The sequence below is a fragment of the Micromonospora sp. LOL_024 genome (assembly GCF_048060415.1).
Classification (GTDB): domain Bacteria; phylum Actinomycetota; class Actinomycetes; order Mycobacteriales; family Micromonosporaceae; genus Micromonospora.
The window spans coordinates 1-25,519 of the sequence record NZ_JBHMIS010000012.1; the positions used below are offsets into that span (position 1 = coordinate 1).

The 25,519-nt window shown below is 70.0% G+C and carries 17 protein-coding genes and 2 pseudogenes; 10 read left to right on the forward strand and 9 right to left on the reverse strand.

The features are described 5' to 3' along the window. Nucleotides 1–123: 123 nt before the first annotated feature. The 4 genes and pseudogenes from ACFHWY_RS14865 to ACFHWY_RS14880 form a co-directional block, all read right to left on the reverse strand. Nucleotides 124–591 (reverse strand): OsmC family protein, encoded by a 468-nt coding sequence (locus ACFHWY_RS14865; protein WP_416580775.1) that lies wholly within the window; start codon nucleotides 589–591, stop codon nucleotides 124–126. 276 nt (nucleotides 592–867) lie between these two features. Next, nucleotides 868–1,491: a DUF5701 family protein gene (locus ACFHWY_RS14870; protein ID WP_416580776.1), complete on the reverse strand. Its 624-nt coding sequence runs from the start codon at nucleotides 1,489–1,491 to the stop codon at nucleotides 868–870. A gap of 126 nt (nucleotides 1,492–1,617) precedes the next feature. Continuing rightward, nucleotides 1,618–2,397 (reverse strand): ABC transporter permease, encoded by a 780-nt coding sequence (locus ACFHWY_RS14875; protein ID WP_416580777.1) that lies wholly within the window; start codon nucleotides 2,395–2,397, stop codon nucleotides 1,618–1,620. After that, nucleotides 2,394–3,342: pseudogene (locus ACFHWY_RS14880) on the reverse strand (ATP-binding cassette domain-containing protein). Before ACFHWY_RS14880 ends, ACFHWY_RS14875 begins: the two are co-directional and overlap by 4 nt. A 76-nt stretch (nucleotides 3,343–3,418) precedes the next feature. Here ACFHWY_RS14880 and ACFHWY_RS14885 point away from each other — a divergent pair. The 4 genes and pseudogenes from ACFHWY_RS14885 to ACFHWY_RS14900 form a co-directional block, all read left to right on the forward strand. Then, nucleotides 3,419–4,165, forward strand: a complete 747-nt coding sequence (locus ACFHWY_RS14885; protein WP_416580778.1) for a TetR/AcrR family transcriptional regulator — start codon at nucleotides 3,419–3,421, stop codon at nucleotides 4,163–4,165. 359 nt (nucleotides 4,166–4,524) lie between these two features. Continuing rightward, nucleotides 4,525–5,247 (forward strand): class I SAM-dependent methyltransferase, encoded by a 723-nt coding sequence (locus ACFHWY_RS14890; protein ID WP_416580779.1) that lies wholly within the window; start codon nucleotides 4,525–4,527, stop codon nucleotides 5,245–5,247. A 383-nt stretch (nucleotides 5,248–5,630) separates the two neighbouring features. After that, nucleotides 5,631–6,236 carry a YdeI/OmpD-associated family protein gene (locus ACFHWY_RS14895; protein WP_416580780.1) on the forward strand — a complete coding sequence of 202 codons (606 nt, stop codon included), beginning with the start codon at nucleotides 5,631–5,633 and terminating at the stop codon, nucleotides 6,234–6,236. A 122-nt stretch (nucleotides 6,237–6,358) separates the two neighbouring features. Beyond that, nucleotides 6,359–6,634: pseudogene (locus tag ACFHWY_RS14900) on the forward strand (GNAT family N-acetyltransferase); the annotation flags it as partial. A gap of 77 nt (nucleotides 6,635–6,711) precedes the next feature. On the opposite strand, the gene ACFHWY_RS14905 reads toward ACFHWY_RS14900, so the two are convergent. Continuing rightward, complete coding sequence (locus ACFHWY_RS14905) at nucleotides 6,712–8,328, reverse strand: serine/threonine protein kinase (RefSeq protein ID WP_416580781.1); 1,617 nt, start codon at nucleotides 8,326–8,328, stop codon at nucleotides 6,712–6,714. 641 nt (nucleotides 8,329–8,969) lie between these two features. On the opposite strand from ACFHWY_RS14905, the gene ACFHWY_RS14910 reads away from it, so the two are divergent. The 4 genes from ACFHWY_RS14910 (at nucleotide 8,970) to ACFHWY_RS14925 (ending at nucleotide 16,390) form a co-directional block, all read left to right on the forward strand. Then, the gene (locus ACFHWY_RS14910) at nucleotides 8,970–10,316 is read left to right on the forward strand and encodes a ferric reductase-like transmembrane domain-containing protein (RefSeq protein WP_416580782.1); all 1,347 of its coding nucleotides are present in this window, start codon (nucleotides 8,970–8,972) and stop codon (nucleotides 10,314–10,316) included. Between the two features lie 80 nt (nucleotides 10,317–10,396). Continuing rightward, nucleotides 10,397–12,727 (forward strand): LuxR C-terminal-related transcriptional regulator, encoded by a 2,331-nt coding sequence (locus tag ACFHWY_RS14915; RefSeq protein WP_416580783.1) that lies wholly within the window; start codon nucleotides 10,397–10,399, stop codon nucleotides 12,725–12,727. 138 nt (nucleotides 12,728–12,865) lie between these two features. Further along, nucleotides 12,866–14,416 (forward strand): hypothetical protein, encoded by a 1,551-nt coding sequence (locus tag ACFHWY_RS14920; protein WP_416580784.1) that lies wholly within the window; start codon nucleotides 12,866–12,868, stop codon nucleotides 14,414–14,416. A gap of 159 nt (nucleotides 14,417–14,575) precedes the next feature. Continuing rightward, complete coding sequence (locus ACFHWY_RS14925; RefSeq protein WP_416580785.1) at nucleotides 14,576–16,390, forward strand: dynamin family protein; 1,815 nt, start codon at nucleotides 14,576–14,578, stop codon at nucleotides 16,388–16,390. Between the two features lie 6 nt (nucleotides 16,391–16,396). Here the strand turns inward: ACFHWY_RS14925 and ACFHWY_RS14930 are convergent, their stop codons facing one another. Continuing rightward, nucleotides 16,397–17,023: a hypothetical protein gene (locus tag ACFHWY_RS14930; RefSeq protein WP_416580786.1), complete on the reverse strand. Its 627-nt coding sequence runs from the start codon at nucleotides 17,021–17,023 to the stop codon at nucleotides 16,397–16,399. Between the two features lie 566 nt (nucleotides 17,024–17,589). Here ACFHWY_RS14930 and ACFHWY_RS14935 point away from each other — a divergent pair. Continuing rightward, entirely contained in the window at nucleotides 17,590–19,488 is a 1,899-nt protein-coding gene (locus ACFHWY_RS14935; RefSeq protein WP_416580787.1) for an Hsp70 family protein, read from the forward strand. 180 nt (nucleotides 19,489–19,668) lie between these two features. Here the strand turns inward: ACFHWY_RS14935 and ACFHWY_RS14940 are convergent, their stop codons facing one another. Then, nucleotides 19,669–21,138 carry a dynamin family protein gene (locus tag ACFHWY_RS14940; RefSeq protein ID WP_416580788.1) on the reverse strand — a complete coding sequence of 490 codons (1,470 nt, stop codon included), beginning with the start codon at nucleotides 21,136–21,138 and terminating at the stop codon, nucleotides 19,669–19,671. A 386-nt stretch (nucleotides 21,139–21,524) separates the two neighbouring features. On the opposite strand from ACFHWY_RS14940, the gene ACFHWY_RS14945 reads away from it, so the two are divergent. After that, nucleotides 21,525–22,721: an alpha/beta fold hydrolase gene (locus ACFHWY_RS14945; RefSeq protein WP_416580789.1), complete on the forward strand. Its 1,197-nt coding sequence runs from the start codon at nucleotides 21,525–21,527 to the stop codon at nucleotides 22,719–22,721. A gap of 36 nt (nucleotides 22,722–22,757) precedes the next feature. Here ACFHWY_RS14945 and ACFHWY_RS14950 read toward each other — a convergent pair whose 3' ends face one another. Next, nucleotides 22,758–24,125, reverse strand: a complete 1,368-nt coding sequence (locus tag ACFHWY_RS14950) for an FAD-dependent oxidoreductase (RefSeq protein ID WP_416580790.1) — start codon at nucleotides 24,123–24,125, stop codon at nucleotides 22,758–22,760. 117 nt (nucleotides 24,126–24,242) lie between these two features. Next, nucleotides 24,243–25,493 (reverse strand): alpha/beta fold hydrolase, encoded by a 1,251-nt coding sequence (locus ACFHWY_RS14955; RefSeq protein ID WP_416580791.1) that lies wholly within the window; start codon nucleotides 25,491–25,493, stop codon nucleotides 24,243–24,245. Between the last annotated feature and the right edge of the window lie 26 nt (nucleotides 25,494–25,519).

The following is a 25,519-nucleotide window of genomic DNA, read 5'->3' on the forward strand; positions in this document are numbered from 1 at the left end:
ATCCGACACGCCGACACGGGCACCATCACTCACAGCCACAATCGATCATGAAACGGCCGTGCGCCGCTCTGTGGCGGCCGCCCGCGCTGTCGATCGGCGGTCGCCGATGTCGAGTGTCTCCGGTCAGAGCTCGACCGCAACTGTCGGTTCGTGGCGTACGGTGAAGTTCACCGAATTCGCGACGAAGCAGGCCCGGTGCGCGTCGTCGTGCAGGCTGGCCGCCCGCTGCGCCATAGCGGGGTCGGCCACCGTGACCGTCGGCGCGAGCACGACCTCCTCGAACCGGCCACCGTCGCTCCAGGCGAGCATCGTTGCCCGGGCACGGTCCACGTACCTGGTCACCGCCACCCCCGCAATCGTGCACAGGTGCAGGTAGGTCAGCATGTGACACTGCGCCAGCGAGGCGACGAGCAGCTGCTCGGGGTTCCAGCGCGCAGGGTCGCCCCGGAACGCGGGATCGGCGCTACCGGCGATCGGAGCCGGCCCGACGGCGGTCACGTCGTGGTCGCGGCCGTAGTCCCGATGCCCGCTTGTTCCCGTGCCTCGGTTGCCGGTCCACGTCACGACCGCCGCATAGCTGTGTGTCGTCATGGGGTCATCCATACCACTGCGCGGATCCCTCCCGCATGCACCGCGATGCGGTGGGGGAGGGGCCGCTGAGAAGCGAGTGCGGGGCCGACCAATCCGCTCCGGGCGAGGCCGGTGATGGTGCGGCGGCCGGGACGCCACGAGGCGCTCGTCATCGAGGTTGCTCAGTGCGGGCCGTCGGTGTTAGGACGTGCCGAGTCCTAGCCTCGGGGGTTCAGGGCAGCGGGTGCCACGGTGCGGTGATCCGCGGTTCCCGCCCGCGGCACTGGCGACGCTGCTTCATCGATCGACAGGATTGCGGTGACGCGCGGAGGCGAAACCGAGCCAGGTGTGCCGGTTGCCGGCCCAGCACCATCCGATCTTCGGCGCTCTGCGTCGGGCGATGCCGTCGCGTCCGGTTCCGCCGCTGATCCAGATGGCGGGGGTCCGGGCGTCGAGGGTGTCGCCAGTGGGTTTGCGGGAGCCGATGGTCATGAAGCAGTGATTGGGTTCGAGTATCTTCGGATCCTGTAGCAGCCAGCTGATTCCCTCGTTGACGGTGAGCGGCGTTCGTCCGCGTTCGAGGATGGCGGGTAGCGCCTCGTTGGGACTCCAGTTGCACATGTCGTCGCCGCGGTCGGGCTCGCGGACGAGATAGAGCGGGCAGTCGGGTAGGGCGAGACCGTCAATGGGTACGAACTGCTCGAGGTCGACCATGTCGTCGACGACGAAGCCGGGTTTGTTGTGGCGGCGCAGCAGCGGCGCCAGTTGACGCGCGGTGGCCAACTCGGGGTGCACGGCCAGCACGCACTGGGGCTCGTCTGGCAGCGCGGCGACGTGGGCGGCGAGTTCTGCCGGACTGCTGCCTGTGGCGTCGGCGAGTCCGGCTTCGAGTAGGCGCTGCAGTTGGTGGGTCAAGCTCATGTGCTCTCCTGGTGGAAAGGGGACCGTGACGTGGTGCACGGTTCGCCGCCGGTGCCGTTCGAGCTGTGGGCCGAACGGCGCGGACTGTGGTGCGTACGAGCGCTGCGTGTCGCGGTCCGGCCGGTTTCAGCGGCGCAGTCTGCGGTACGCGCGTGCCGACAGCGGCACGAAGACGGCGGTCAGCAGGAGCGGCCAGCCGACCGCCAGCCACACCGCCCCGTCAACCAGCGGCCCCTCGGTGATGCCGGTCGGGTTGCCGAAGAGCCCACGGGCGGCGGAAGCGGTCGCGGACAGCGGGTTCCAGGCGGCGATCGCGCCGAGCCAGCCGGGCATCGTCTCGGCGGACACGATCGCGGTGGACAGGAAGCCGATGGGCCAGACCAGCACCTGTACCGCCATCGTCGCGCCCTCGCCACGGAAGCTCAGCCCCACGAAGATGCCGATCCACAGGACGGCGAACCGAAACAGGAGCAGGAGCAGGACGGCCGGGGCCGCCGATGCCGGATCCGACGAGATCCGCCAACCGATGAGCAGGCCGCCGAGGATCAGGACCAGCAGTTCGACCGCCGAGTAGGCCAGGTCGGCGCCGACGCGGCCCAGCGCCACCGACGCACTGCCGATCGGCATCGAGCGGAACCGGTTGGTGATGCCCTTGCGGGCGTCGTTGGCCATCGCGGTCGCAGTGGCCTCCACCCCGAACATCATGCTCAATGCCAGCAGGCCGGGCAGCAGGAAGCTGATGTAGTCGCCGCTGCCCGGGACGCTGATCGCGTGGCCGAACAGGAAGCCGAAGACCAGCAGCAGCATGATCGAGAAGAGCAGGCCGAAGATGGGTGCCCACGGCTGGCGTACCCAGTGGGCCAGGTCCCGCTGGGTGATGATCCAGCCGGCGCGCAGTGTCGTCATCGCGCCACCTCCTTGTCGGTCAGGGTCAGGAACACCTCGTCGAGAGTGGGGCGGCGCAGCGTCAGGTCATCCGGGGTGACGCCGAGTTCGTCCAGGTCGCGGACGATGCCGGCGATCGCGACCACGCCGGTGCCTACCTCGAAGGTGATGCTGCGGGTGTCGGCGTCCATCGTGGGCGGCGCCCCGACCGTTGCCGACAGTCGCTGCGCGATGGACTCCAGCGGCTCGTGCAGCGGCACGGTAACGCTCACGCGGTCGCCGCCGACCTGGCGTTTGAGGGCGTCCGGTGTACCGCTGGCAATGATCCTGCCGTGGTCCATCACGGAGATCATGGCGGCCAACTGGTCGGCCTCATCGAGGTACTGGGTGGTCAGCAGGACCGTTGTGCCGCGGTTGGCGATCTTGCGGACGGCGGCCCAGACCTCGTAGCGGGCGCGGGGATCGAGGCCGGTGGTGGGCTCGTCGAGGAACAGCACCGCGGGGGTCAGGATGAGGCCGGCGGCGATGTCGAGCCGGCGGCGCATCCCGCCGCTGTAGGTCGAGACCGCCGGGTCGCCGCGTCCGTCAGTTCGAAGGTGTCGAGCAACTGGTCGGCGCGCACCCGGGCGTCGGCGGAGGTCAGGCCGTAGAGCCGGCCGAACATGACCAGGTTCTGCCGGCCGCCGAGGATCTCGTCGACGGCGGCATGCTGCCCGACCAGTCCGATGCGCCGCCGGACCCGGTGGGCCTGGGTGCGCACATCGAACCCGGCGACGGTGGCGCTGCCGCCGTCCACGTCCATCAGGGTGGCCAGCGCCATGACCGCGGTGGTCTTGCCGGCGCCGTTGGGACCGAGCAGCCCGTGGATGACACCGGGGGGGGCACGCTCAGGTCGAAGTCGTCCAGCGCGTGCACGTCGCCGTACCTCTTGCGTAGTCCGTCGGCGGTCAGGGTGTGGTTCGTCAACGCCGGCTCCTAACTCCGTACCCCTTACGGACATTGTGCCTGGTACACCGTACACCACACGGGGTAATCTGCCCGCATGGAAAGTCAGGACATCGACCGCACACTCGGACTGCTGTGGCGGCGCACCCTCGGCACACCGCAGGGCTCACGGGGACCGAAGCAACGGGCCACCGTCGACGAGGTGATCCGGGCCGCGATCGCGGTGGCCGACGAGGAGGGTCTGCCCGCCTTCTCCATGCGGAAGGTCGCCGGTCGGCTAGGGCTGAAGCTGATGTCGATCTACACCTACGTCCCCGGCCGCTCCGAGCTGATCGGCCTGATGGTGGACGAGGTGGCGGGCGAGCAGGAACTCCCGCCGCACGAGGGCCCGCTGCGGCAGCGGATGACCGGGGTCGCCGAGCAGTTGTGGGACGAGTTCCAACGGCATCCCTGGCTGCTGCAGGTGGAGAACAGTCGGCCGTGGATCGGTCCGAACGTCTCCGACCGGTACGAGTGGCAGCTCGCGGCCATCGAAGGTGCCGGTTTCACCGATCTGCAGATGGACCAGGTGGTCACGCTGCTGAGCGGGTTCACCGCCGGGATGGCGCAGGCATGGGTGGCCGCACGGCGTACGGCGGAGCGTTCCGGCATCTCCGACGCCGAATGGTGGGAGATCAACGCGCCGGTTCTCGAGCGGGTGATGCCCGCGGCCGCCTATCCGATATCCGGCCGGGTCGGGCAGGTGGCCGGCGAGGAGTACAACGCGGTCGACGATCCGGAACGCTCGTTCCGGTTCGGGCTCGACCGCATTCTGGACGGGCTGGAGCAGCTCCTCACCAGGTAGCCGCCGCCCGCCGCGGCTGGTTCAGCACATGCCCTGGTGATCGGATGGTGCCAATGGCGTGCCCGACGACCCTGTCCGGCACGGTTGGTTCCCGACTGTGGCGGTGTGGCCGGCACGATCTCCCGCTTGGCACGGAACTTCTCCGCCGCAACTGGGGAAGCGTCTCGGCGCAGACACCGTTGTTCGACAGCAACACCACGGTGGTGTCGTCCCTGATCCCGGATGCCACCAGTTGCTCGAGAAGGCGGCCGACGCCGTGGTTCATCCGCTCGATCTGGGCCGCGCACACCTGCGTGCGGCGAGCCACAGCGCGCCCGCGCCCAGGTGGTAACGAAAACTGTTTCCACTATAGTGGTGGGATGAGCGACGAGTACCGGATCTCCGGCGAGTACCTGCACCTGCTCAGCGAGCCGGCCTGGCAGGCCCTGCGTACCCCGGTGGCCGAGGCGCTGCGCGGCGCGGTGGGTGACGCGATCCTGCTCGACGTGGGCGCCGGCAGCGGCCTGGGCACCGAGGTGCTCGCCGCAGCCGTCCCCGACGGCGACCTGATCGCGGTGGAGCCGTCCCCGGTGCTGCGGGCAGTGCTGCTGGCCCGCCTGGCCGCCCGCGCCGTCCTGCGGCAGCGGATCACCGTGGTCGCCGCCGACGCTCTCGGTGTCGACCTGCCCGCCCGCCTCGGCGGCGTGCTCGCGATGAACATGATCGGTCACCTCGACCCGGACGGACGCCGGGCGTTCCTGCGGCGGGTGGCCGGGAGTCTCGTTCCCGACGCGCCGTTGGTGCTGAACCTGCAACCACCGGCGGAGCCGACCGCGGTCCCGTTCTCGGTCTTCGCCACGGTGCGGGTCGGCCGCTACACCTACGAGGGCGGCGGCGCGGCCGAGCCGTCCGGGCCGGACTCGGTGACGTGGCGGATGCGCTACCGGGTCCTGGACGTCGACGGTGCCGCGCTGCGAGAGGACCACGCCGACTACCACTGGCACGTCATCCCGGCGAAGGTGCTGCTTGCCGAACTCGCCGAGGCCGGACTGGCCGGCGAAATCGGACCGTTGGACGTCGTCCGGGCCGTACGTCAGCCCTGATCTGCGGGTCCACCCACCTGCCAGGCGAGCCCGAGCCCGGCGGGTGGGGCGCTGCGGTACGGGATTTTCAGGGCCTGGGGTTCCGGAGCCAGGTGCGGCGGGCGACCCAGACGGTGCGTTCGGTGCGCTTCGTCAGGTCGGTGCGGTGCCGATCGCTGTGCGGGCCGCTGATCGAGGAGCTCGTCGAGTGCGGTGAGGTCCTCGGGGGAGAGTGCGTCGGCGACGGCGCGGCGGCTGCGTGGCGATGCCCCGCCGCTAACCGGGCGGAAACAGTCCGCGCGTCCACGATGCGTCGGACCGGGCCCTGCCGACGAGGCCGCGATCGAGCAGTCCCCGGCAGAGGCTACGGGCTACGGCTACGGCGTAGCGGTTAGCCTGGCGTCATGGTGAACACCGACCTGGACGAGTTGATCGTCGCGGACGCCGACTCCCTGCGCGACTGGTTGTCGGCCAACCACGGCTCGTCGCCCGGCGTATGGCTCGCCCTGACCAGGAGGGGCGGCACAGTCACGACGCTGACCTGGCAGCAGGCGGTCGACGAGGCCCTGTGCTTCGGCTGGATCGACGGGCAGGGCCGTAAACGGGATCAGGAGACCTCCTGGATCCGGTTCACCCCACGCCGACCCCGCAGCTCCTGGTCACAACGCAACGTCGCCCACGTGGCCCGGCTGCAGGCGCAGGGGCGGATGCTGCCGGCCGGGCGGGCCGCAGTGGAAGCCGCGAAGGCAGATGGGCGGTGGGCGGCGGCCTACGCCCCGCCGTCGGAAGCCGAGGTGCCGGCCGATCTCCTCGCCGCCATCGCCGCCGACCCCGCCGCTCAGGCCATGTTCGACGTACTCACCAAGACCAACCGGTTCGCTCTCATCCACCGGCTCGATGCCGTCAAGCGGCCGCAGACCCGCGAGCGCAAGATCGGCGAGTTCGTCGCCATGCTGGCCCGTCACGAGACGACCTACCCGCAGAAGGTCAAGCCTCCGGAAGCGCCGTAATCCTATCCGTCCGCGGTCGGCACGGCCGACCGCGATCGGCGACAATGGACCAATGCCCCTCCTGCCTGCCCGCCGGCTCGCTGCGGAGCGCCGAACAGCGCCGTCTCGACACCGATGAGCACATGGTCCTACGGCCGTGGCGTCCCGAGGACGTCGCGACCGTACGGGCCGCGTTCGCGTGCCCCGACATCCAGCGGTGGCACGTGCGTCGGATGGACAGCGACGCCGAGGCGCGTGACTGGATCGCACACTGGTACCGGCGGTGGGCCGAGGAGGCAGATGCCAGCTGGGCCATCGCCCGGGGCGTCGACGACCAAGTCGTCGGCCAGGTGGGCCTGCGGACGATCATGCTGTCGGAGGCGTCGGCGCAGCTGTCGTACTTGGGTGCTGCCCACCGCGCGTGGGAGCGGCGTTGCCGCGCGCGCCGTCCGCACGCTGGCATCGTGGGCGTTCGGCACGCCGCGGTTGAACCGGCTCAGACGGCGCCTTGGTCGACCAGTCTGAACGTGGTGTCGACTGTCCCGTCGCCGAGAAACTCCACGTGGATCCTCTTTCTGCTGGGACTCCACGTCACCGTCCCGTACTCGTCGCTGACGATGGCGTAGGTGGTGCGTCCCTTGTCGTCCTTGCCGTCCTGGCGGACGATCCCGAACAACGTCGCCGCGGTCGGCTCACAGTCGGTGCCCACCAGCGACGTGGACCCCGCTGCGTCGATTTTGACCCCGAGGCACGATCGGTGCGAGACGTCCGGGTTCAAGGATTCGATCATGTGGTCGACGCCGACTGGTACGAGTACGAAGAGGGCATCCGAGGCGTTACCGTCGCCGACCTGGACCTCGTCGCCGGTCGGCAGCGAAAGGTCGCGGTCGATCTCCACGAGTTGCAGGAGGATTCGCCGCTGCCCGGCCAACACGGCCCGTGCACCGTCAGCCCCGGTCGACGGCGAACCGCTGGCCGTACTCGATCTGGGCCCAGGCGCGGCGGACGCCGACCGCTGCGTCGTCGGGTCGCTTGCCGTCCTCGCGCCGATGGGGTCCGGCTGGGACAATTCGCGCAGCAGTTGCGGGCCGAACAGGGCGACGGGCACCAGCATCGCGATCACCGCGGCGACCCCGCCCAGCCCGGCGAGCCAGGCACGCCTGCTCGATCTCGTACGGCCGGTCCTGCCTGGGCGTGACTGATTCGACCGCCGGCCCTGCTCATCGCTACCGGTGCCCGGCAACGCACGTGCCGTCGCGCCCTGGGGTTGGACAGCTCCGGTACTCCCCTTCGGTGCTGCTGCGGTCAGTAGCCCGTCGAGCAGTTGCCGGGCGGTGGGCCTGGCGGCAGGGTCCTTCTCCAGCGCCCAGGTGACCAACCCGCGCAGCGGACCTTCGAGTCCGGTCAGATCCGGCGGCTGGGTGAGGATACGCATCGCGGTGGCGGTGGGGGAGTCGGCCCCGAACGGATTGCGGCCGGTGGCGGCATGGGCGACCACCGCACCCCAGGCGAAGATGTCCGCGGCCGGACCCACCGGTTGTCGGGACGCGATGTCGATCCGCTCTGGCGCCATGTACGAGACGGTCCCGACCATCTGGTTCGTCCGGGTGTGCTGGCTCGTCGCCTCGAACGCGCGGGCGATGCCGAAGTCGATGACCTTGATGCCGCCGGGCGCGACCAGGACGTTCGCGGGCTTCAGATCCCGGTGGATCACCCCGGCGCCGTGGATCGCGGTGAGCGCGGTGGCCACCCCGACCGCGATGCTGTGCATCTGCGCCGGCCCCAGTGGCCCCCGCTCCCGCATCACCTGGGCCAGGCTGGGACCCTCTACGTACTCGACTACCAGGTAGGGCGGGTTGTGGTCCGGGTCGGCGTCCAGGACCTCGGCGGTGCAGAACGGTGGGACCTGGCGCGCCCGGTTCACCTCACTACGAAAACGGCCCCGGAACTCGGCGTCGTGTGAGAGGTCCGGGCGAACCACCTTGACGGCCACCGGCCATCCCTGCGGCGACCGGGCGAGGAAGACGCTTCCCATGCCGCCCTCGCCGAGTCGGTCGAGCACGTCGTACCTGCCGATGCGGGCCGGGTCACCGGGACGCAGTCCGCCGTTCACGCCGGATGCTCGCAGGCCAGAACCACCCGGTGAACCGTTCCGCCTATCACCCGTTCCCCTTAGGTCACCCGCACGCCGCCCCAGCCTATCGCCCGTCGATCCGACCCCTGTCGATGCCCTCCACTGGCGGCCGGGCGCAGGGGCGCCGCCGCCGGCGGGAGTGCGGAGGGCCGGCGCCTCGACGGTGCGGGTCGCGGCGGCCGTGGCCGAAGCCGCCGTTGGTCTCCAATGGGCACCTGCGCCCAGGGCAGCCGTTTCGGCTCGGCGTACAAGTCGCCGAACCGGCCGCCTCGGAACGTCGCCTGCTACTGATGCGCGCCTGGCTGACCAACCTCGGCGCCAAGGCGCTCGTGAAGGTCTGGGAGGATGTCGTCCGGGCTGTGGACCGGCGGCCGACCACCGGGCAAACCCCTCAGCAGTTCCTCAGATCTTCCCCAAGCGTCGGGGGCGCGGGGCCGGGAAGCTGTGGCTGGGTCTGAAGTCGTAGCCCTGTCGAGGAAGGCCACGCAGGTGGGAACGGGCCAGGGCTCCGTTGCTGTTGTCGATGGCCCGAGATCGGCCGAGTGGCCTGGATTTACCCGGGGCCCGCAGCGACATGAGGATCGCGATGCCCTCAAATGACTGACCGACAGGAAGACGGGATGACTGCTGTCTCTCAGCCACCGATGTCGACCACCTTCCACTCTGCCAGCGTCGCGCGCGTCGTGACCCTGGCCTTTCTGCTCGTCAACATTGTCGTGGTCCACGCGATGTTCTTCCTGGCCGGGACTCCGGCCTACAACGTCCTCGGCTCCATGGGTCGTCTTCTCGGCCTGTATCTGGCCTTCACGATGGTCGTGCAACTACTGCTGATCGCCCGGCTGCCGTTGCTGGACCGCGGTTTCGGGATGGACCATCTGACCGTCTGGCACCGGTGGACCGGGTTCGCGATCTTCTGGCTCGCCGTGCTGCACCCGGTGGTCGTGCTACTGGGCTTCGCCACCTACAGCAACGTCTCGTTCCTGAGCGAGACGGTCACCCTGTCCCAGCAGACGCCGGTCCTGCTGGGGATGATCGCCGTCGCTGTGATCGTCGTCGTGGTCGCCTTCTCGGTGCGGGCCGCCCGTAAGCGCCTGCCGTACGAGGTGTGGCACGCCGTTCACCTGCTGCTCTACGTGGCGGTCCTGCTCGCCGTGGTGCACCAGGTGTACACGGGCACCTCGTTCACCGGTAGCGCCCTGAGTCAGATCTACTGGTGGTCTCTGTGGGCCTTCGCCATCGGCGCCCTGCTCACCGGCCGGCTGTTTCTGCCGCTGGTCCGTAACGCGAGGCACCGCCTGCGGGTCGCCGCTGTGGTGCCCGAACCGGACAACGCGGTGTCGGTGCACATCACCGGGCGGAACCTGCACCTGTTGCCCGCCCGGGCCGGGCAGTTCTTCCTGTGGCGCTTCCCCGGTCACAACCCGTGGTGGCAGGTCAACCCGTTCTCCCTGTCCGCCGCACCGGACGGCCGTTCCCTGCGGTTGACCGCCAAGGGTGTCGGCACCACCAGTTCGGGGCTACGTGGTATACGGGCCGGCACCCGGGTCTTCGCCGAGGGACCGTACGGTGCGCTGACCGCGTCGCAACGCGTCCGTGAGTCGACCCTGCTGATCGCCGGTGGGATCGGTATCACGCCGATCCGTGCCCTGCTGGAAGATCCGGACCTGACCGACGTGGTCATCCTCTACCGCGTCCGGGACGCCAACAACGCTGTCCTGATCGGAGAGTTGCAGAACCTCGCCCGGAGCCGGGGTGCTCGGCTGCACCTGCTGGCCGGTCGGACCGGACCGGACAACAACCCGTTCGCGCCGGCAAACCTCGCCAGGCTCGTGCCTGACATCACCGAACGGGATGCCTTCATCTGCGGTCCACCGGCGCTCACCGTGGCGGTGCTGGACACCCTGCGCCGGCTCGGCGTCCCGAAGCGCCAGGTCCACGCGGAGCTCTTCCGCCTCGCCGGAGGGTGACCTGCGTTGCACACCTCAGGGCGGCCGCACCCCACCGACCATGAACTGCCAGCAAGAGATGGGCGAAAGGAAACGCACGGGTGACTGTGGTGGTGGGCGTGGACGGTGCCGGGCGAACCCGTCGGCTCAGTGAGGTCGCCGCAGCCTCCGGCCGGCCGGTCCTCCCGGTCGCCACCACCTCCGCGCAGGAGCTGGGTACCCTGCTCGCCCGCGCCCGCACCGACGGCGCGATGGTCGTGGTCGACGACGCGCACCGGCTGCCGGCGGAGGCGCTGCTGATGTTGGCCGATGCTGCCCGCACCGGCGTGTCGATGGCGATCGCCCGCCGCCCCACGATCAGGGGGCCGGAGTTGGCCGACCTCGACGAGGCGGTCGCGGCCCTGGGCACGGTCGAACACCTCGGCCCGCTCGCCCACGACACGCTTTCCGCGCTGGTGGCCGCCGTGCTCGGCGGGCCGGCCACGGCCGAGCACGTGGCCGCGGTCCACACCGCCTCAGCGGGCTTGGCCGCCGTGGCCGAGGCAGTGGCGGCTGAACCGGATGGCACACCGCCCGCGCTGGTCGCCCGTCTGCAACGCCGGCTCGCCGGGACCGGCCGCGACACCGCGGAACTTACCGCGCTTCTCGCGCTCGGCCTGGATCTCGATGACGACGTGGTCTGCGCGGCCGCCCGGCTGGACCCGGCGCAGGCGGCGGCGGCGACACGCTCGCTGCGTGACCAGGGACTGCTGGTGCCGGACGGCGAACGGATGATCCCGGCGGTCGCCCGCGCGGTCCTCGCCGACCTGTCTCCGCCGGAACGCCGCCGGCTGCACGACACCGTGGCGGGGGCCCTGCTGGCCACTCGTGCGGACCCGGTGCGCGCCGCGGAGCACCTACAGGCGGCCCGCGCCCGTACTCCCACGGCGGCCGCCGTCTACCAGCAGGCCGCGGACCAGCTTCGCTTCACAACGCCCGACCGGGCCCTGTTCTGGTACGACGAGGCACTCGACGCCGGTGCCGCTCCGGCCGTGGTGGCTGCCGGCAGGGCTGAGGCGGCGATCCTGCTCGGACTGCCGGTGGATGTGGACGCGACCACCGCGTCTCCGGCTGACGCCGCCCGGTTGAGATTGGTCGCCGGTGCCGCCGCTGCCCACGATGGCCGGCTGGGCCGTGCCGCCGAGGCGTTGCTGAGTGCCAGCCAGCCTGGTCCGGTACTGGCCGTGCCGGCACTGATGGCGACCGGACAGCCGGGGCCGGCGCGATCAGCGGCGACCGGTGGTGGCCAGTTGCCGCTTCGGCTCCTCGCCGACGCGGCGTTGGTGATCGGCAGACCCACCGTGGCCCTGCCACTGCTGATCGAGGCCGCCGAAGCCTATGAGCAGGCACCACCGGCGGTCCCGGTCCCCGATCTGCCGCACGCGCTCGGCGCGGTGGTCGCGGTGACCGTCGGTGACATCGTGACTGCCGAGCATCTTTTGGAGCGGGCGTTGACCGCGGGACTCGGTGGACCGGTGGCCCAGAACCGGCACCGGACGTTGCTGGCTTGGGCGCGGCTACGCGCCGGCCGATACGACACCGCCCTCGCCGAACTTCATCGCCTCTCCGGTACGGCGTTGCCGGGTCGGGAGCGCCTGACGTTCGCGTGTCTCACCGCGGGGCTCGCCCGGCGCCGGGGCGATATCGCTCAGCTCCGCGCGGCGTGGGCGTACGCCGAGCCGGTGCTCGCCCGGCGTGCGGTGGACCTGACGCATATGGAGATGATGGAGGAAGTTCTTGTCGCCGCCGCGCGGTTGCGCCAGCACCGGCGGATCACGCCGGTGCTCGACGACCTGGAGGCGGTGGTGGATCGGCTCGACCGGCCAGTCGACTGGGTGGTGTCGCTCGGCTGGATCCGGCTGCAGGTCGCCATCGTCGGTGAGGACCAGAGGTCAACCGCTGCCGCCGCGAGTCGACTCGGCAGCCTTGATCCCTCGGGCGTGCGGCAGCAGGCCCAGTGCCGTGCCGCCGTGCGCTGGTCCGATGCGCTCGCCGGCGACGTGTGTCCGGACGGTGTGCTGGCGGATGCCGCCGAACTCGACGCGGTCGGCCTGCCGTGGGAGTCGTCGCGGCTGCTTGGGCACGCCGCGATCCGGACCCGTGATCCGTCGGCCGCACGTCGGCTGCTGGAGCGTGCCCGAGAGCTGTCCTATGTGGATCTGGCCGCGGATGGTTCGGGCCAGGACGCGGGCCGGGGCAGCTTGTCCGACCGGGAGGTGGATGTGGCTCGGCTGGTGTTGGCGGGCCGCACCCACCGGGAGATCGGCTCGCAGCTCTACGTGTCCCCGAAGACGGTGGAGCACCACGTCGCCCGGATCCGTGCCAAGCTGGGTGCCGGCAGCAGAGCAGAGATGATCGCCGCGCTGCGCAGCCGTCTTCCTGCGGAGCCGTAGGCCACCGGGGTCTGGTGGCGCTGGTCCCCTAATCCCCTTCGCGTAGAACGGGGATAGCCCCGATGCGAGGCATCGGCCACGAGCCGCAAGCTCTATGTATCCGGCCAGTGGGGCCGGCCCCGAGCAGAGCAGGAAGCCATGTCTACTGTGGAAGTAACCCCGTTGATCATCGAGAACATCCGGGCCCTCTTCGAGAAGGTCTTCAGCAGCGAGGCGGAAACCGCGAAGTTCCTTGCCGACCCGGCAGGATCCTTCGCGGCCAACGACATCGACGCCGCGACGCTCAGTGCGGTCGACGTCGACCAGATCGTCAACGAGGCCGCCTTCGGTAGCAGCGGTGGCGGTGGCTTCGGTAGCAGCGGTGGCGGTGGCTTCGGTGGTGGCGGTGGTGGCTTCGGTGGTGGTGGTGGTGGCGGCTTCGGTGGTGGTGGCGGTGGCGGGGGAGCCGGTGCTGCGGCCTCGGCGCCGGCCGTGCAGACCGTGCAGCAGGTCAGCACCGTCACCCAAACCTTCACGACCCAGAACGTCGTGGACAACTCCCGCACCTTCACCGACAACTCCACCGACATCGACAACTCCGTGGAGCTGGACGTGGACGGCGAGGTACTCGGCGACATCGAAATCGACTCCACGAACCTCAACCAGGCCGGCGACGGCAACGTCGGCGGCACCGGCGACGGAGACGTCAACGCCGCGACCGGCGACGGTGCGGTCGCCCAGCAGGGCGACGGGGACCAGGTCGCCGCGACTGGTGGCGGGGTGGCCGCGGGAGACGACGCGTTCGCCGCCACCGGCGACAACTCGTCGGTGGAGTTCGTCGACGGCGACAAGGTCACCGCAGGCGACGGCGCGGTGGTCGGCACCGGAGACGGCGACGTGCTCGGCGCGACCGGCGACGGTGCGTTCCTCGGCACCTCGGAGGACGGCGACGTGGTGGGCAACACCGGCGACAACGCGGTGACGGCGGGGGACGACATCGACGGTGTCGTCAACACCGGCACCAACTCGGGCATCCAGGCCGACGGCGACGTCGACAAGGCCATCCTGGGCGACAACTTCGGCATCGTCGGCGACGACGTGGACAAGGCCGTCGTGGGGGACAACAACCAGACCGCTCAGCTTGACATCGACACCGGCGGCGGCGCGGGTGGCACGGCGGGCGGCAGCGGTGGTGCCGGGGGGACCGGTGGCGCGGCATCCGCCGACGGTGGAAGTGGCGGTGACGGTGCGGCCGGCGTCGGCGTCGGCACCGGCGTCGGTGTCGGTCTACGCGGCAAGGGCAGTGGCAGCGGCGAGGGCGAGGGCGACGGCGGTGACGGCGGGGCCGGCGGCGCGGGCGGCACCGCCAGCGGTGGGAGCGCCGCAGGGGGCGACGGCGTCGGCGGCAACGCCGGCGGTGGAGCCGGTGGCGCCCTCGGACCGATCAACTTGAACTTCGGTGGGGGCAGCCAGCAGAACGTCAACGCCGGCGACGTGGAGGATTCGTCGCTGTCCGCCGGCGGTGACGCCTCGACCGCGCAGGACTCGTTCAACGACCAGTCGACGAACGACTCGTTGAACGACCAGTCCGTCGACGACTCGTTCAACAACGACGACTCGTTCAACGAGGTGGACGCGTTCAGCAACAACGACACCACCATCGCGGACCCGGGTGACAGCCCCGAGCCGGCCCCGAGCCTCGGCGCCTGAGTCGAGGGTCGGACAGAACTTCGTGGACATCGTACGGCGAGCCGGATGAGGACATCGTGGCGTGGTGGGTGCGCGAACCACCACGCCACGCTCGTGCTCGTGCCAACCGATCGACCGGCCTCGGTCCGCCGTACCCCTATGTGACGGGTAGGAACGACGTTGACCGCAACCATCGCATCATCTGACGCCGACGACACGCTGCAGCAGGCGGCCCGGATCGTCGATCTCGCACAGCGCGCCTGCGAGGCGTACGACCGCTCGGACCTCGCTCGCAGGCTCGCAGTCGTCCGTGCCAGCCTGGCCGACCCGGTGGTGCACATCGTCGTCGTCGGCGAGTTCAAACAGGGCAAGAGTTCCCTGGTGAACGGGCTGGTCGGGCACGACATCTGCCCGGTCAGCGACGATGTGGCCACGGCCCTGCCGACCTACATCCGGTACGGCGAGCAGCCGTCCGCTCAGCTGCTCCTCGACGAGGTCCCGCCCCGACGCGAGCCGGTGCCGGTCGACCGGCTGCGGGAGTTGGTGCTGGAGAAGGAGACCGAGGCCACGGTGGCCGGCGTGACCGGGGTGGAGGTCCGGCTGCCCCGTAAGCTGCTCTCCAGCGGCCTCGTCATCGTCGACACCCCCGGAGTCGGCGGCCTCGGCTCGGTGTACTCGGCGGCCAGCCTGACCGCGGCCTCGATGGCCGACGCGCTCCTGTTCGTCACCGATGCGGCGCAGGAACTCACCCGTAGCGAGTTGCAGTTCCTCCGCCAGGCCCGTGAAGTGTGCGGCACGGCGGTGTGCGTCCTGACCAAGACCGACTTCTATCCGCACTGGCGCAAGATCCGTGACCTCGACGCGGGACACCTGAGCGGCGAGGGGGACATGCCGATCATCGCCGTCTCCTCCGACCTCCGGCGGCGCGCGGTCGCCCGCGGCGACAAGGAGCTCAACGCCGAGTCCGGGTTTCCGGAACTGGTCAGGTTCGTCGCCCAGCGGGTTTCCGGCGGAGCAGCTGTCCGGGCCGCCGCCCAGGCGGGCGCGTCGGTGGTCGGGGTCTGCGAGCAGATCGAGGGCGAGTTCGAGGCGGAACGGGCCGCGCTGGCGGATCCGGCCGCAGCGGCGAAGGTGATGGACGACCTCGCCGAGGTGAAGCAGCGGGTCGAGGCGCTCAAGACCGCCGCGGCGAAGTGGCAGCAGACGCTCAGCGACGGAATCGCCGATCTCAGTTCCGACATCGATCACGACCTGCGTGGCAGGTTTCGTCGGCTGGTCGAGGAGGCCGACGCGCAGATCGAGGAGGGCGATCCCGCCGACGTGTGGGAGGAGACGGAGCGGTGGCTGCAGGCGCGGGTCTCCGACGAACTGCTGGCCACCTACATGATGCTCCGGGACCGGTCGATCGTTCTCAGCGACGACGTCGCCATCCACTTCCAGGAGGCCGCGGGTCAGGCCCTTCGTCAGGTGGCGGTCACCGACCCGGTGTCGGTGGCCGGCAGCGCGCAGTTCGAGCACAAGATCGAGCTGGCGAAGATGAAGGTCGGGAAGCAGGCGATGGTGGCGCTGAAGAGCGCCTACGGCGGTGCGTTGATGTTCACCATGCTCGGCACCCTGGCCGGCGTCGCCCTTGGTCCGATCGGCGTCGGGATCGGCCTGGTGATGGGGCGTAAGGGGCTGCGCGAGGAGAAGAAGCGGCAACGGACGAATCGGCAGAATCAGGCCCGCAACGCCATCCGGCGCTACTGTGACGAGGTCAGCTTCGTGATGACCAAGGACTCCCGGGACACCCTGCGCCGCATTCAGCGGCAACTACGCGACCACTACAGCGGTCTCGCCGAGGAACTGTCCCGATCCAACACCAGGGCGCTGAGCGCCGCTGCGGAAGCGGCGCAGCGCACCAAAGCCGAACGCGAGACCCGCCTACGTGATCTTGCCGCCGAGCTAGACCGCCTGCGGCAGGTGCGAGAACACGCCTCGGCAATCGTCTCCTGACCCGACTCAGGTGCCGTCGATGTCGTCGATCTCCGGCGTGTCGTCGAGGATCGAGAGAGTGGCCCAGGGGTCGCCGTCCGGAACCGGCCCGTCGGCTGGCTCGTCGAGGGCCGACCGCTGCGGCGTGTCGATGTCTCCGGCCTGCGGCGCCACCGCGTCGAATGCCAACTCGTCGGCAAGTACCGGGTCAGCGGCCCCGGCGCCGTGGCCGAAAGCGGTGTCCGGCGGCACCGGTGCCAGGCCGCCGGGCGCGTCCTCGGTGTGGTGTCCTTGCTCATCGAGCAGATCCGCCGCGTCGAGGCCGTCCGGATCGACCGGCGCATCGATCTCCGGGACCGACCCCACGTCCGGTTCCGCCGTGCGGGCGGTGGCGAGCAGGTCAGACAGTTGTCCGATGTCGCCCGCCGCGGTGTCAGCCTGGGCGATCGGACCGTGTGCCATGACGAACGGTGCCAGATGCTCGGCGATCTCGGCCGGGGCGGTGTCGGCGAAGTTGACCACGGCCTCGGCGAGGAGATCCGGTGGTAGATCCGTGAAGCCGCTGGCCCGCAGGACGGCAGCGAGATCACCCGGGTCCCCGGCATCGCCGGTCAACCCCGTGATGATCTCATGGAGGGATCGCGCCGGTGCCATGTCACCAGAGTAGGAAGGCACCACCGGAGGTGGCAGGGGGACATCCCCTGACCTTCCCCTATCGGCGGTGTCACGACACCTCAATTCCCACCCCGGGGGGGCAGCGAGGGGGATTACCCCGATGCCCCGTACCAGCACCTCCTGGCACGCTCTCGTGGTGCTTCGTCGTCAGCGCTCGGCGCCGGCGGGCGAGACGCGCCGACGAGCGGAACGCGCGAATGAGCGAAGAGCGCCACGAGCGAGGAACAAGGACGGCGGACGACGTGATCGAAGCGATGAGCGATCTCGCCTCGGACGTCTGGCGGCACACCCTGGACAGGTCCGGGCCGGTCCCAGGCCGACCGTGTGCGGTGCCCCGGCCCTCGGTCGAAGGCAGCCCGCCGAATGCGTCGTTCCACCTCCGCGCGCGGCGCGGCCCCTGCCATGTCGGCAACGTTGTCACCAGGAAGCGCCGCCGCTGCGCACAGACACCCTGGCCGCCGGGCATCCGGATGGTCCGGTTCGGTCGCTGACCGACCGTACGTTACCGCCATCGATTCACCTTCGACGAACTCCGGAGCACTGGGATGTACGCACTCGGCATCGATCTAGGAACCACATATACCGCTGCGGCTGTCTGGCGCGCTGGCCGCGCCGAGATCGCTCCGCTCGGCAGCCATTCGGCGGCGATTCCCTCGGTGGTGCTGCTTCGCGCCGACGAGACGTTCCTGACCGGCGACAGCGCCAGTCGACGGGGACTGAGCGAGCCGAACCGGGTGGCCCGGGAGTTCAAGCGACGCCTCGGTGACTCCACTCCCATTCTGCTCGGTGGGGTCCCCTACTCGGCGGAGGCGTTGATGGCCCGCATGCTGCGGGCCGCCGTCGACGAGGTGGTGTCCCGCGAGGGCGGTGAGCCGGCGGCGGTCTGCGTCTCGCGCCCGGCGAACTGGGGACCGTACAAGATGGACCTGATGCATCAGGCGGTCCGCCTGGCCGGCATCGAGCAGCCCGTCACCTTCACCACCGAGCCGGAGGCCGCGGCCGTCTTCTACGCGCACCAGCAGCGCCTGGAGCCGGGTGCGGTGGTCGCCGTGTACGACCTCGGTGGCGGGACGTTCGACGCGGCGGTGCTGCGCAAGACGGCGCACGGCTTCGACCTGATCGGCGCGCCGGAGGGGATCGAGCGGCTCGGTGGCATCGACTTCGACGCCGCGATCTTCGCTCACGTCGCCGCGGCGATCGGCGACAAGTTGGGGGAGTTGGACGAGGACGACCCGGCGGTGATCGCTGCGGTCGCGCGGCTGCGTGAGGAGTGTGTGCAGGCCAAGGAGGCGCTCTCCGCCGACACCGATGCCGCGATTCCGGTGCTGCTGCCGAACATCAACACCGAGGTCCGGCTGACCCGCGCCGAGCTGGAGGCCATGGTCCGCCCGGCGCTGCACGGCTCGATCGAGTCGTTGCGACGAGCCGTCCGCTCCGCGGGGGTGGACCCGCGGGATCTGCACTCGGTGCTGCTGGTCGGCGGCTCGTCGCGGATGCCGATTGTCGCGCAGTTGGTCGGCTCGGAGCTGGGCCGCCCGGTGGCAGTGGACGCCCATCCGAAGCACGCGGTCGCGCTTGGTGCCGCCTGGCAGGCGAGCACCGCGATCGCCGGTCCCGGCAGGGCGCGGGTCGAGCCCGCGCGTACGGACACCCGGTCCGCGACCGCGGCTGTCGCACCCGCGCCGACCGCGGCGATGCCCGCCTACGCGCAACCGGTGCCGCCGGCGCCGGAACGGCCGGTCCGGAGTTGGCCTCCGACCGGGTACGGGGCCGCGTCCGTGCCAGGCACCCCGACGACGGACGACATCGACTCCACCGGGCAGATTTCCACCACGGCGTCGGCGCCGGACAACGGTGGCCGGCGACGAGGACCGCTGCTGGTCGCCGCGGCCGTGGTCGTGCTCCTGCTGGTCGGCGGCGCAACGGCCTGGGCCCTGGTCAATCGGAACGGCAAGAACAATCAGGAAAACCAGGGTGGCGATCTCGCCGCCGCGGCGGGCCAGCCGCAGAACGAGACACCGGCCGAAGGTACGCCGCCAGCCGACGAGGTCCCGCCGGACGAGGATTGCACGGAGCTGAAGCAGAGTACCCGCTGGGTCTGCATCACCAAGGCGACGGTGCGGGACGGCACCTTCACGGTGTGGTTCGACGCGGAGTGGAACGGCAGCAAGCCGAACATCAACAACGGCTTCCACCTACATCTCTACGGCGGCGACGGCACCGAGCCCGACGAGGACACCATGGGCAGCCAGGCCACCAGCCACGGCACGTACTACTTCGAGGACGAACAGCCCTCGGTGCGCCGCATCTCGGACAAGGACTTCGAGGCCGTCGGTGACGCCGAGAAGATCTGTGCTCGGGTCGCGCAGAACGGGCACCAGTTGGCCCGGGCATACGACGGCAGCTACCACACCGGCAACTGTTTTCCGATCCAACGCTACTGATCGACCACGCGAAACTGTCGAGCGGGCCCGGAGGTCACCTGTCGGGCCCGCTCTGCGCTCGGGCGGTGCCCGAGCCCGGCAGCCGGCGTGCCGGGCCCGAGCCGGTCCACTGTGCCGGGCAGCGGTGGGCCGCCCGGCACGCTGGGTCCGTCTACTATGGCGCTCGACTCGGGGCGGCCCTCACCGCACTCGGTGCCGGTCGGCGATCATGCCTTCGCAGGAACGGACGGCCACCCGTGCGGCAACCGCCATCGGCGCCGAGGTCAACGGGTTCTCGGCGCGGCGCTGCCAACGGGCCAAGGCACCGTCCGCTGCCGCGTCCAGCTCCGCGCCGGAGGCATCCGGTGGCAGCCGTAGTCGCTGATGGGGTGCGGCGCCGCTACCGCCGATGAGCTGTTCCAGATCGGCTATCACGTCGGGCTTGCCGGTCACCCATCCGGCGCGCAGGCCGGAGAGCACTCTGAGCTCGTTGAACGGGTGCGCGGAGGCGATGATCTCCTCCACCTTGCCGGCGACACTCTCACTGCCCGGCAGGGTGTGCAGGCGCGTGACTTCGGCCAGGGCGAGGAGGGCCGACCTTGACTTGAGTACGTCCCGACGTTCGAGGAACAGCGACCCTAGGACCTCTCGGAGCTGGGCGAGCCCGCTACGTTCGGTCAGTTCCCGGGCCAATTCGGTGGCGCTGCCGCAGGTGCCGTGTCGCAGCAGCGCGGCGGACAGCCGCAGCCCGAACATGCCGAAGCGGGTCAGTAGCTCCTCCCGTTCGATCGAGGTCATCCCCAGCTCGGGCATGGCCTGGACGAACCGGTCGGCGGAGAGCAGCAACTGGTCGGCCTGGTCGGCCGGCAGCTCCGAGATCCGGCGCAGCCGGGCGAACTCCGCCTCAGTGAGGGTCGCCGCGGTCTCGGCGAGCAGGCCAGCCACGGGAACGACGGACTGCACCAGCTTCCGGACGCTCGGGTCGGTGCCCAGCCGGCCGGCGATCCGACGTGCCGACGCCATCGCGTCGAGCCGGCCCACGGCGATCTCGTCGGCGCGGGACAGGACCCCGATGGCGTTGACCGGGTTGGGCCGGGACACCTCCACGTCGTGGAAGGCGCGGAGAAAGTCGACGTCGTTGCTGTGCAGGTGCCGCATCAGATAGATCACGGCGTCGGCGGGTGTCTCCTGTTCGTCCGGGACGAGCAGATTCCAGGACCGCTGCGAGACCTGCTCGGACAGCGACCCGATGCCCGGGGTGTCGATCAGTGTCATGGGGCGCAGCGCCTGCGACGGCCAGCTGACCTCCAGTTGTGCGACGTTGTCCGCGCCGAGGTCGCCGAGGTCGATGTCGATGGCCCCGTCCTCACGGCTGAACCGCACCTGCCGCGGCAGACCCTGATAGGGATGGGCCATGATCCGGTATGTGTGTCCGTCCTGATACCAGGTGACGATGCGGGTGCACTCGCCCGCGTCGGTGGGTGCCAGCCGCTCCCCGACCAGGGCGTTGAGCAGGGTCGACTTGCCGGCTTTGATCCGGCCGGCGATCGCCACCCGAAGTGGTTCGTCGAGCCGGTCGCGTAGGGCGGCCAGTCGCTGTTCGTGGGGTGTGTCGCGGTACAGGTCGACGGCTTGGTTGAGCACCATCCGCGTACGGTCGACGAGACTCATGCCTTCACCGCGTACGGGTGCCGTTCGAGCAGATGGATCCAGACCAACTCGGACCCCACATCCTCACCTCGTCGTTGTCCGGTTTACTTTCTGTGTAGCCGGGCGTCACCGTGCCGGCCGTCGCCCGGCCCGCGCCGGCCGGGTCCCCTGAAGCGGCCGGGTCCCCTGAAGCATCGGCCCGTCGCCGGGCCACCACTTGGCGGAAGTCTGAGGTTTGCCTGATGAACCTCTGAGCCCTTGCGGTGGCGGTCCGGCGGATGATCCCGAAATCCTGCCGCAGGGCGGCGGTGTCGTCGGTTGTCGTGAGGCTGTCATGGAGTTCCGGCCGTGGCGGACAGTAGGCTCAGCTCACTGTGGGAACTACCTATCGTTTTGGTGACTTTGAGTTGGATCCGTTACGTCACCAGCTTCGCCGGGCCGGTGCCGCGGTGCACGTCGAGCCCCGCGCCCTCGATCTCCTGCTGCACCTGGTGCGGCACCGGGACCGGGTCGTCACGAAGAACGAGCTGCTCGACCAGGTGTGGGGTAACCGCTTCGTCAGCGAGGCCGCACTCACCACGGGATTGCGGACCGCGCGACTGGCCGTGGGTGACACGGGCAGTCAGCAGCAGATGATTCGCACTGTCCACCGGCGGGGCTACCAGTTCGTCGGCCCGACCACTGTGCTCGAGGTCGGACCGACTGCTGGGACTGGGCGGGACCCCGGCGCCGAGTCGAGCCGGCCGAAACCGTTGACCGGCGCGGAGAGTCAGACGATCCGGTTCTGCAACGCGGACGACGGCACCGGTATCGCGTACGCCACCTCCGGTTCGGGTCCGCCGCTACTCAAGGCTGCCAACTGGATGACCCACCTGGACCTTGAGTGGTCGACTCCGGTGTGGTCGCACTGGCTCAACGGTCTCGCGCGTGATCGGCAGCTGATCCGCTATGACGAGCGGGGCTGTGGCCTGTCGGACTGGGTGGCGCCGAGCTACACCTTCGACGACTGGGTCGATGATCTGGAGACGGTGGTCGACGCGGTGGGCCTTGACCGCTTTCCGTTGCTCGGTGTGTCGCAGGGCGGCGCGGTGGCGGTGGCCTATGCCGTGCGTCGTCCCGAACGGGTGAGCAGGTTGATTCTGGCGGGCGCCTACGCGCGTGGACGTCGGGTGAGGGCCGGCAGCGTCGCCGAGGTCCACGCGGCGGCACTGGACCTGAGCCTGGCCCGGGTCGGCTGGCTCCATCAGGATCCTGGCTTCCTGCGGGTGTTCGCTTCCCAGTTCCTGCCTGACGGCACGCCGGAGGAGTGGCAGGAGTTCACCGCCTTCCAGCGGCAGACGACCTCACCGGAGAACGGGGTCCGTTTCCTGGAGGAGTTTGCCCGGATCGACGTGTCCGACATCGCGCACCGGGTGCAGTGCCCGACCCTCATCATCCATTCCCGCGATGACGCGCGGGTGCCGGCCGCGCAGGCCAGAGAGCTGGCGGCACTCATTCCGGACAGCCAGCTGGTCCTGTTGAACAGCCGGAACCACCTGCTCACCGCTGCCGAGCCGGCCTGGGACGAGTTCCTGTTCCACCTCGACGAGTTCCTGATCGAATAGTCTCACCGTTCCTGTCGTCGGCAGGAGGGCCGCCGCTCACCCGCGGGGCGCACGTGGCGGTGTGGGCCGGCGCGGGTGCCGGTCCGCGGCCGACGAGCGGCGGGAGGCCAGCAACACCCGGACGGCCATGGCCGGGGTCATCAGTGATTCTGGGCGCGCCAGCAGGTTCTGTACCCGCAGCACCCGCAGGGTCACCGGCATGGAGGTGTGGCACGCCCGGATCACCGTTGCTATGTACCGGTTGATGAGGTCGGTGCCGAGCGGCCTCGCTCCGCTGGTGCGGGGATCGGCGAAGTCGGCGCCCGCCGCGATCCGCCACGGCACGTCGATCACCTTGGCGGCTCGACGGTAGAAGTCGCCCGGCAGTGCGGGTGAGGTGGGGCCGTGCCGCTCGATGGTGCGACCGAGCGCCCTGGCCTGGAGGGCCGCCGAGGACATGCCCTGTCCGTACACCGGATTGAAGCTGCAGATCGCGTCTCCCAGCACGACGAATCCTGCCGCGCTGCGCTTCAACCGTTCCACGTGTCGGCGCTGGCTGGTGGGCATCCGGTGGGTCAGCACCGGGGTCAGTGCCTCGGAGCGGGTCAGGATGTCGGCGAGTACGGGCGAGGGCAGGGCGCGGGCGAACTGCTCGAACTCGGCCTGGTCGGTTGGTGGCACGTCGCCGTGGAAGGCGCCGAGGGTGACGATCCAGCGGTCTCCCTCTACCGGCACCACGGTTCCGATCCGGTGGCCGCCGGCCGGGTCCTCGACGATCAGCGCGAGGACGCTGTCGTGCTGATCCGGTCGCCGGCGCATCAGCCGGGTTCCGTAGGCCATGTCGAGGTGGATGGCTGACACCTCGGGTACGGGGAACCCCTCCTTGGCGAGATGGTCCAGGAATCGGGTGTTCCGGCCCGTGCAGGCGACGACCAGGTCAGCGCGGTGCTCCGTGCCTTCACAGCGCACGCCGGTGGTTCGGCCGCCCGCCACGACGAGGCTGTCCACCGCCGTCTGGTCGGCGATCGTCACGTTGGGTCGGTCCCGCACGAGTCGTCGGCGGATCGAGCCTTCGAGCAGCGGCCGGCTCATCGACATCCCCGGGTAGCCGGAGTCGGGCATCCGCCAGTAGTCGCCTCCCTGGTGCCAGAGCAGATCACCGCCGTGAATGGGAACAGCACCGCCGGCGGTCAGATCATCGACCAGTTCGGGTAACCAGTGACTGAACAGCCGCATGCCCGCAGCCATCAGCACGTGGGCATGACGTCCCTGCGGAACGCCTCTTCGCACCACCGGTTTCTCGGGCAGGCGGTCGCGCTCGATGATCTTCACCTGGTCGAAGTGGTCGCTCAGGACCCGCGCTGTGGCCAGGCCCGCGATGCTCGCTCCGATGACAATGGCCCTGCCGCCTCGACGCTCGCTCATCCCTACCCACTCCGCCCTGTCTCGGACCCGGCTGGGCTGCCGGTCGGTTCGAGCATCGGGTGACTGTCAGGCCGACGCTTGGGGGAGGTCTGAGGCTTCGCTGAGGAGACAATGAGGTCAGTCGGACGTGGCCAGTCCCGCGAGGAAGGTGTTGATGTGGTGCAGGAAGACGGCCCAGGCCGGTTCGGAGGCGGTGAGCAGGTGGTTGCGGCTTTCGAGCAGGACGAGGCGGTTGTCGGGGATGGCGGAGGCCAGCTGCCTGGCCTCCGTGACCGGCACTCGTTGATCTTCTCGGGAATGGATGATCAGCGTGGGGCACCTCACCCGGTGGGCGAGGGCCGATACGTCGATGCGGGCCAGCGCCTCCAGGAACCGGACGCCGTGCTCGGCAGAGGTGGTCTCCCGCTGCAGGGCCACGAATTCGTCCCACCGTTCCGGCGCGGCGTCCGCCTGGAACTGGGACGCGAAGAAGCGCAGAAAGCTGCGGTCCTGGGTGAGCCAACCGAGCCGGGCGACATCCAGGTCGACGGCTGCCGCATCGCGTTCGTTGTCGTCGGCGGCGCGGACGAGCCGCCCCCTGGCGTAGGCCCCGGTGAGGATCAGCCTGCTGACCCGCTCGGGACGCAGAGCGGCGTACGCCAGGGCAACCGCCCCGCCCTGCGACACGCCGATCAGCGGGAACCGGTCGAGGTTCATCGCGTCGACCACCGCGTCGAGATCGGCGATCCAGTCCTCCGGTGAGGTGCCCGGCGAGGTCCAGTCGGACAGGCCGGAGCCGCGCTCGTCGTAGCGGATCAACTGACGATCTCGGGTGAGGCCGTCGAACCAGTGTGACCACATCGCGACTGTTCGTTCGACGTCGATCCGGGTCAGCCAGTTGGCGGTCCTGATCAGGGGCGGACCATCGCCGGTGACCGCATAGGCGATGCGGGTGCCGTCCCTGGCCCGGCAGAAACGGATGACCTCGCGGTCCGCGCCGGACGCCCGGGACCTGACCGCCGGGCCGGGGACCGAAACGACGGGGTCAGAACCGGCAGGCGCGGTGGCCGGAACCGGTGTCATCGGAGCGACGAACTGGTAGCCGCGCCGTTGCAGGGTGCGAATGAGTCGCTGTTGTGCGCCGTCGTCACCGACCGCCCGGCGGGCGGTGCGTAGCGCGGTGGTGAGCGCGGCCTCGGTGACGAAACGTCCGCGCCACACCGTGTCGAGCAACTCGGCCTTCGTCACCACGCGATCACGGTTCTTGACGAGGTGACAGAGCAGGGCCAGGGCGCGCGGTTCGACATGGATCTGCTGATCCTCGCGGCTGAGCCGGCCGCGTACGACATCCAGGTCGAATGATTCGAAGCGGAACACGCCGTCAGTCATCGTGGGCAACTATAGGTTGATCGGCA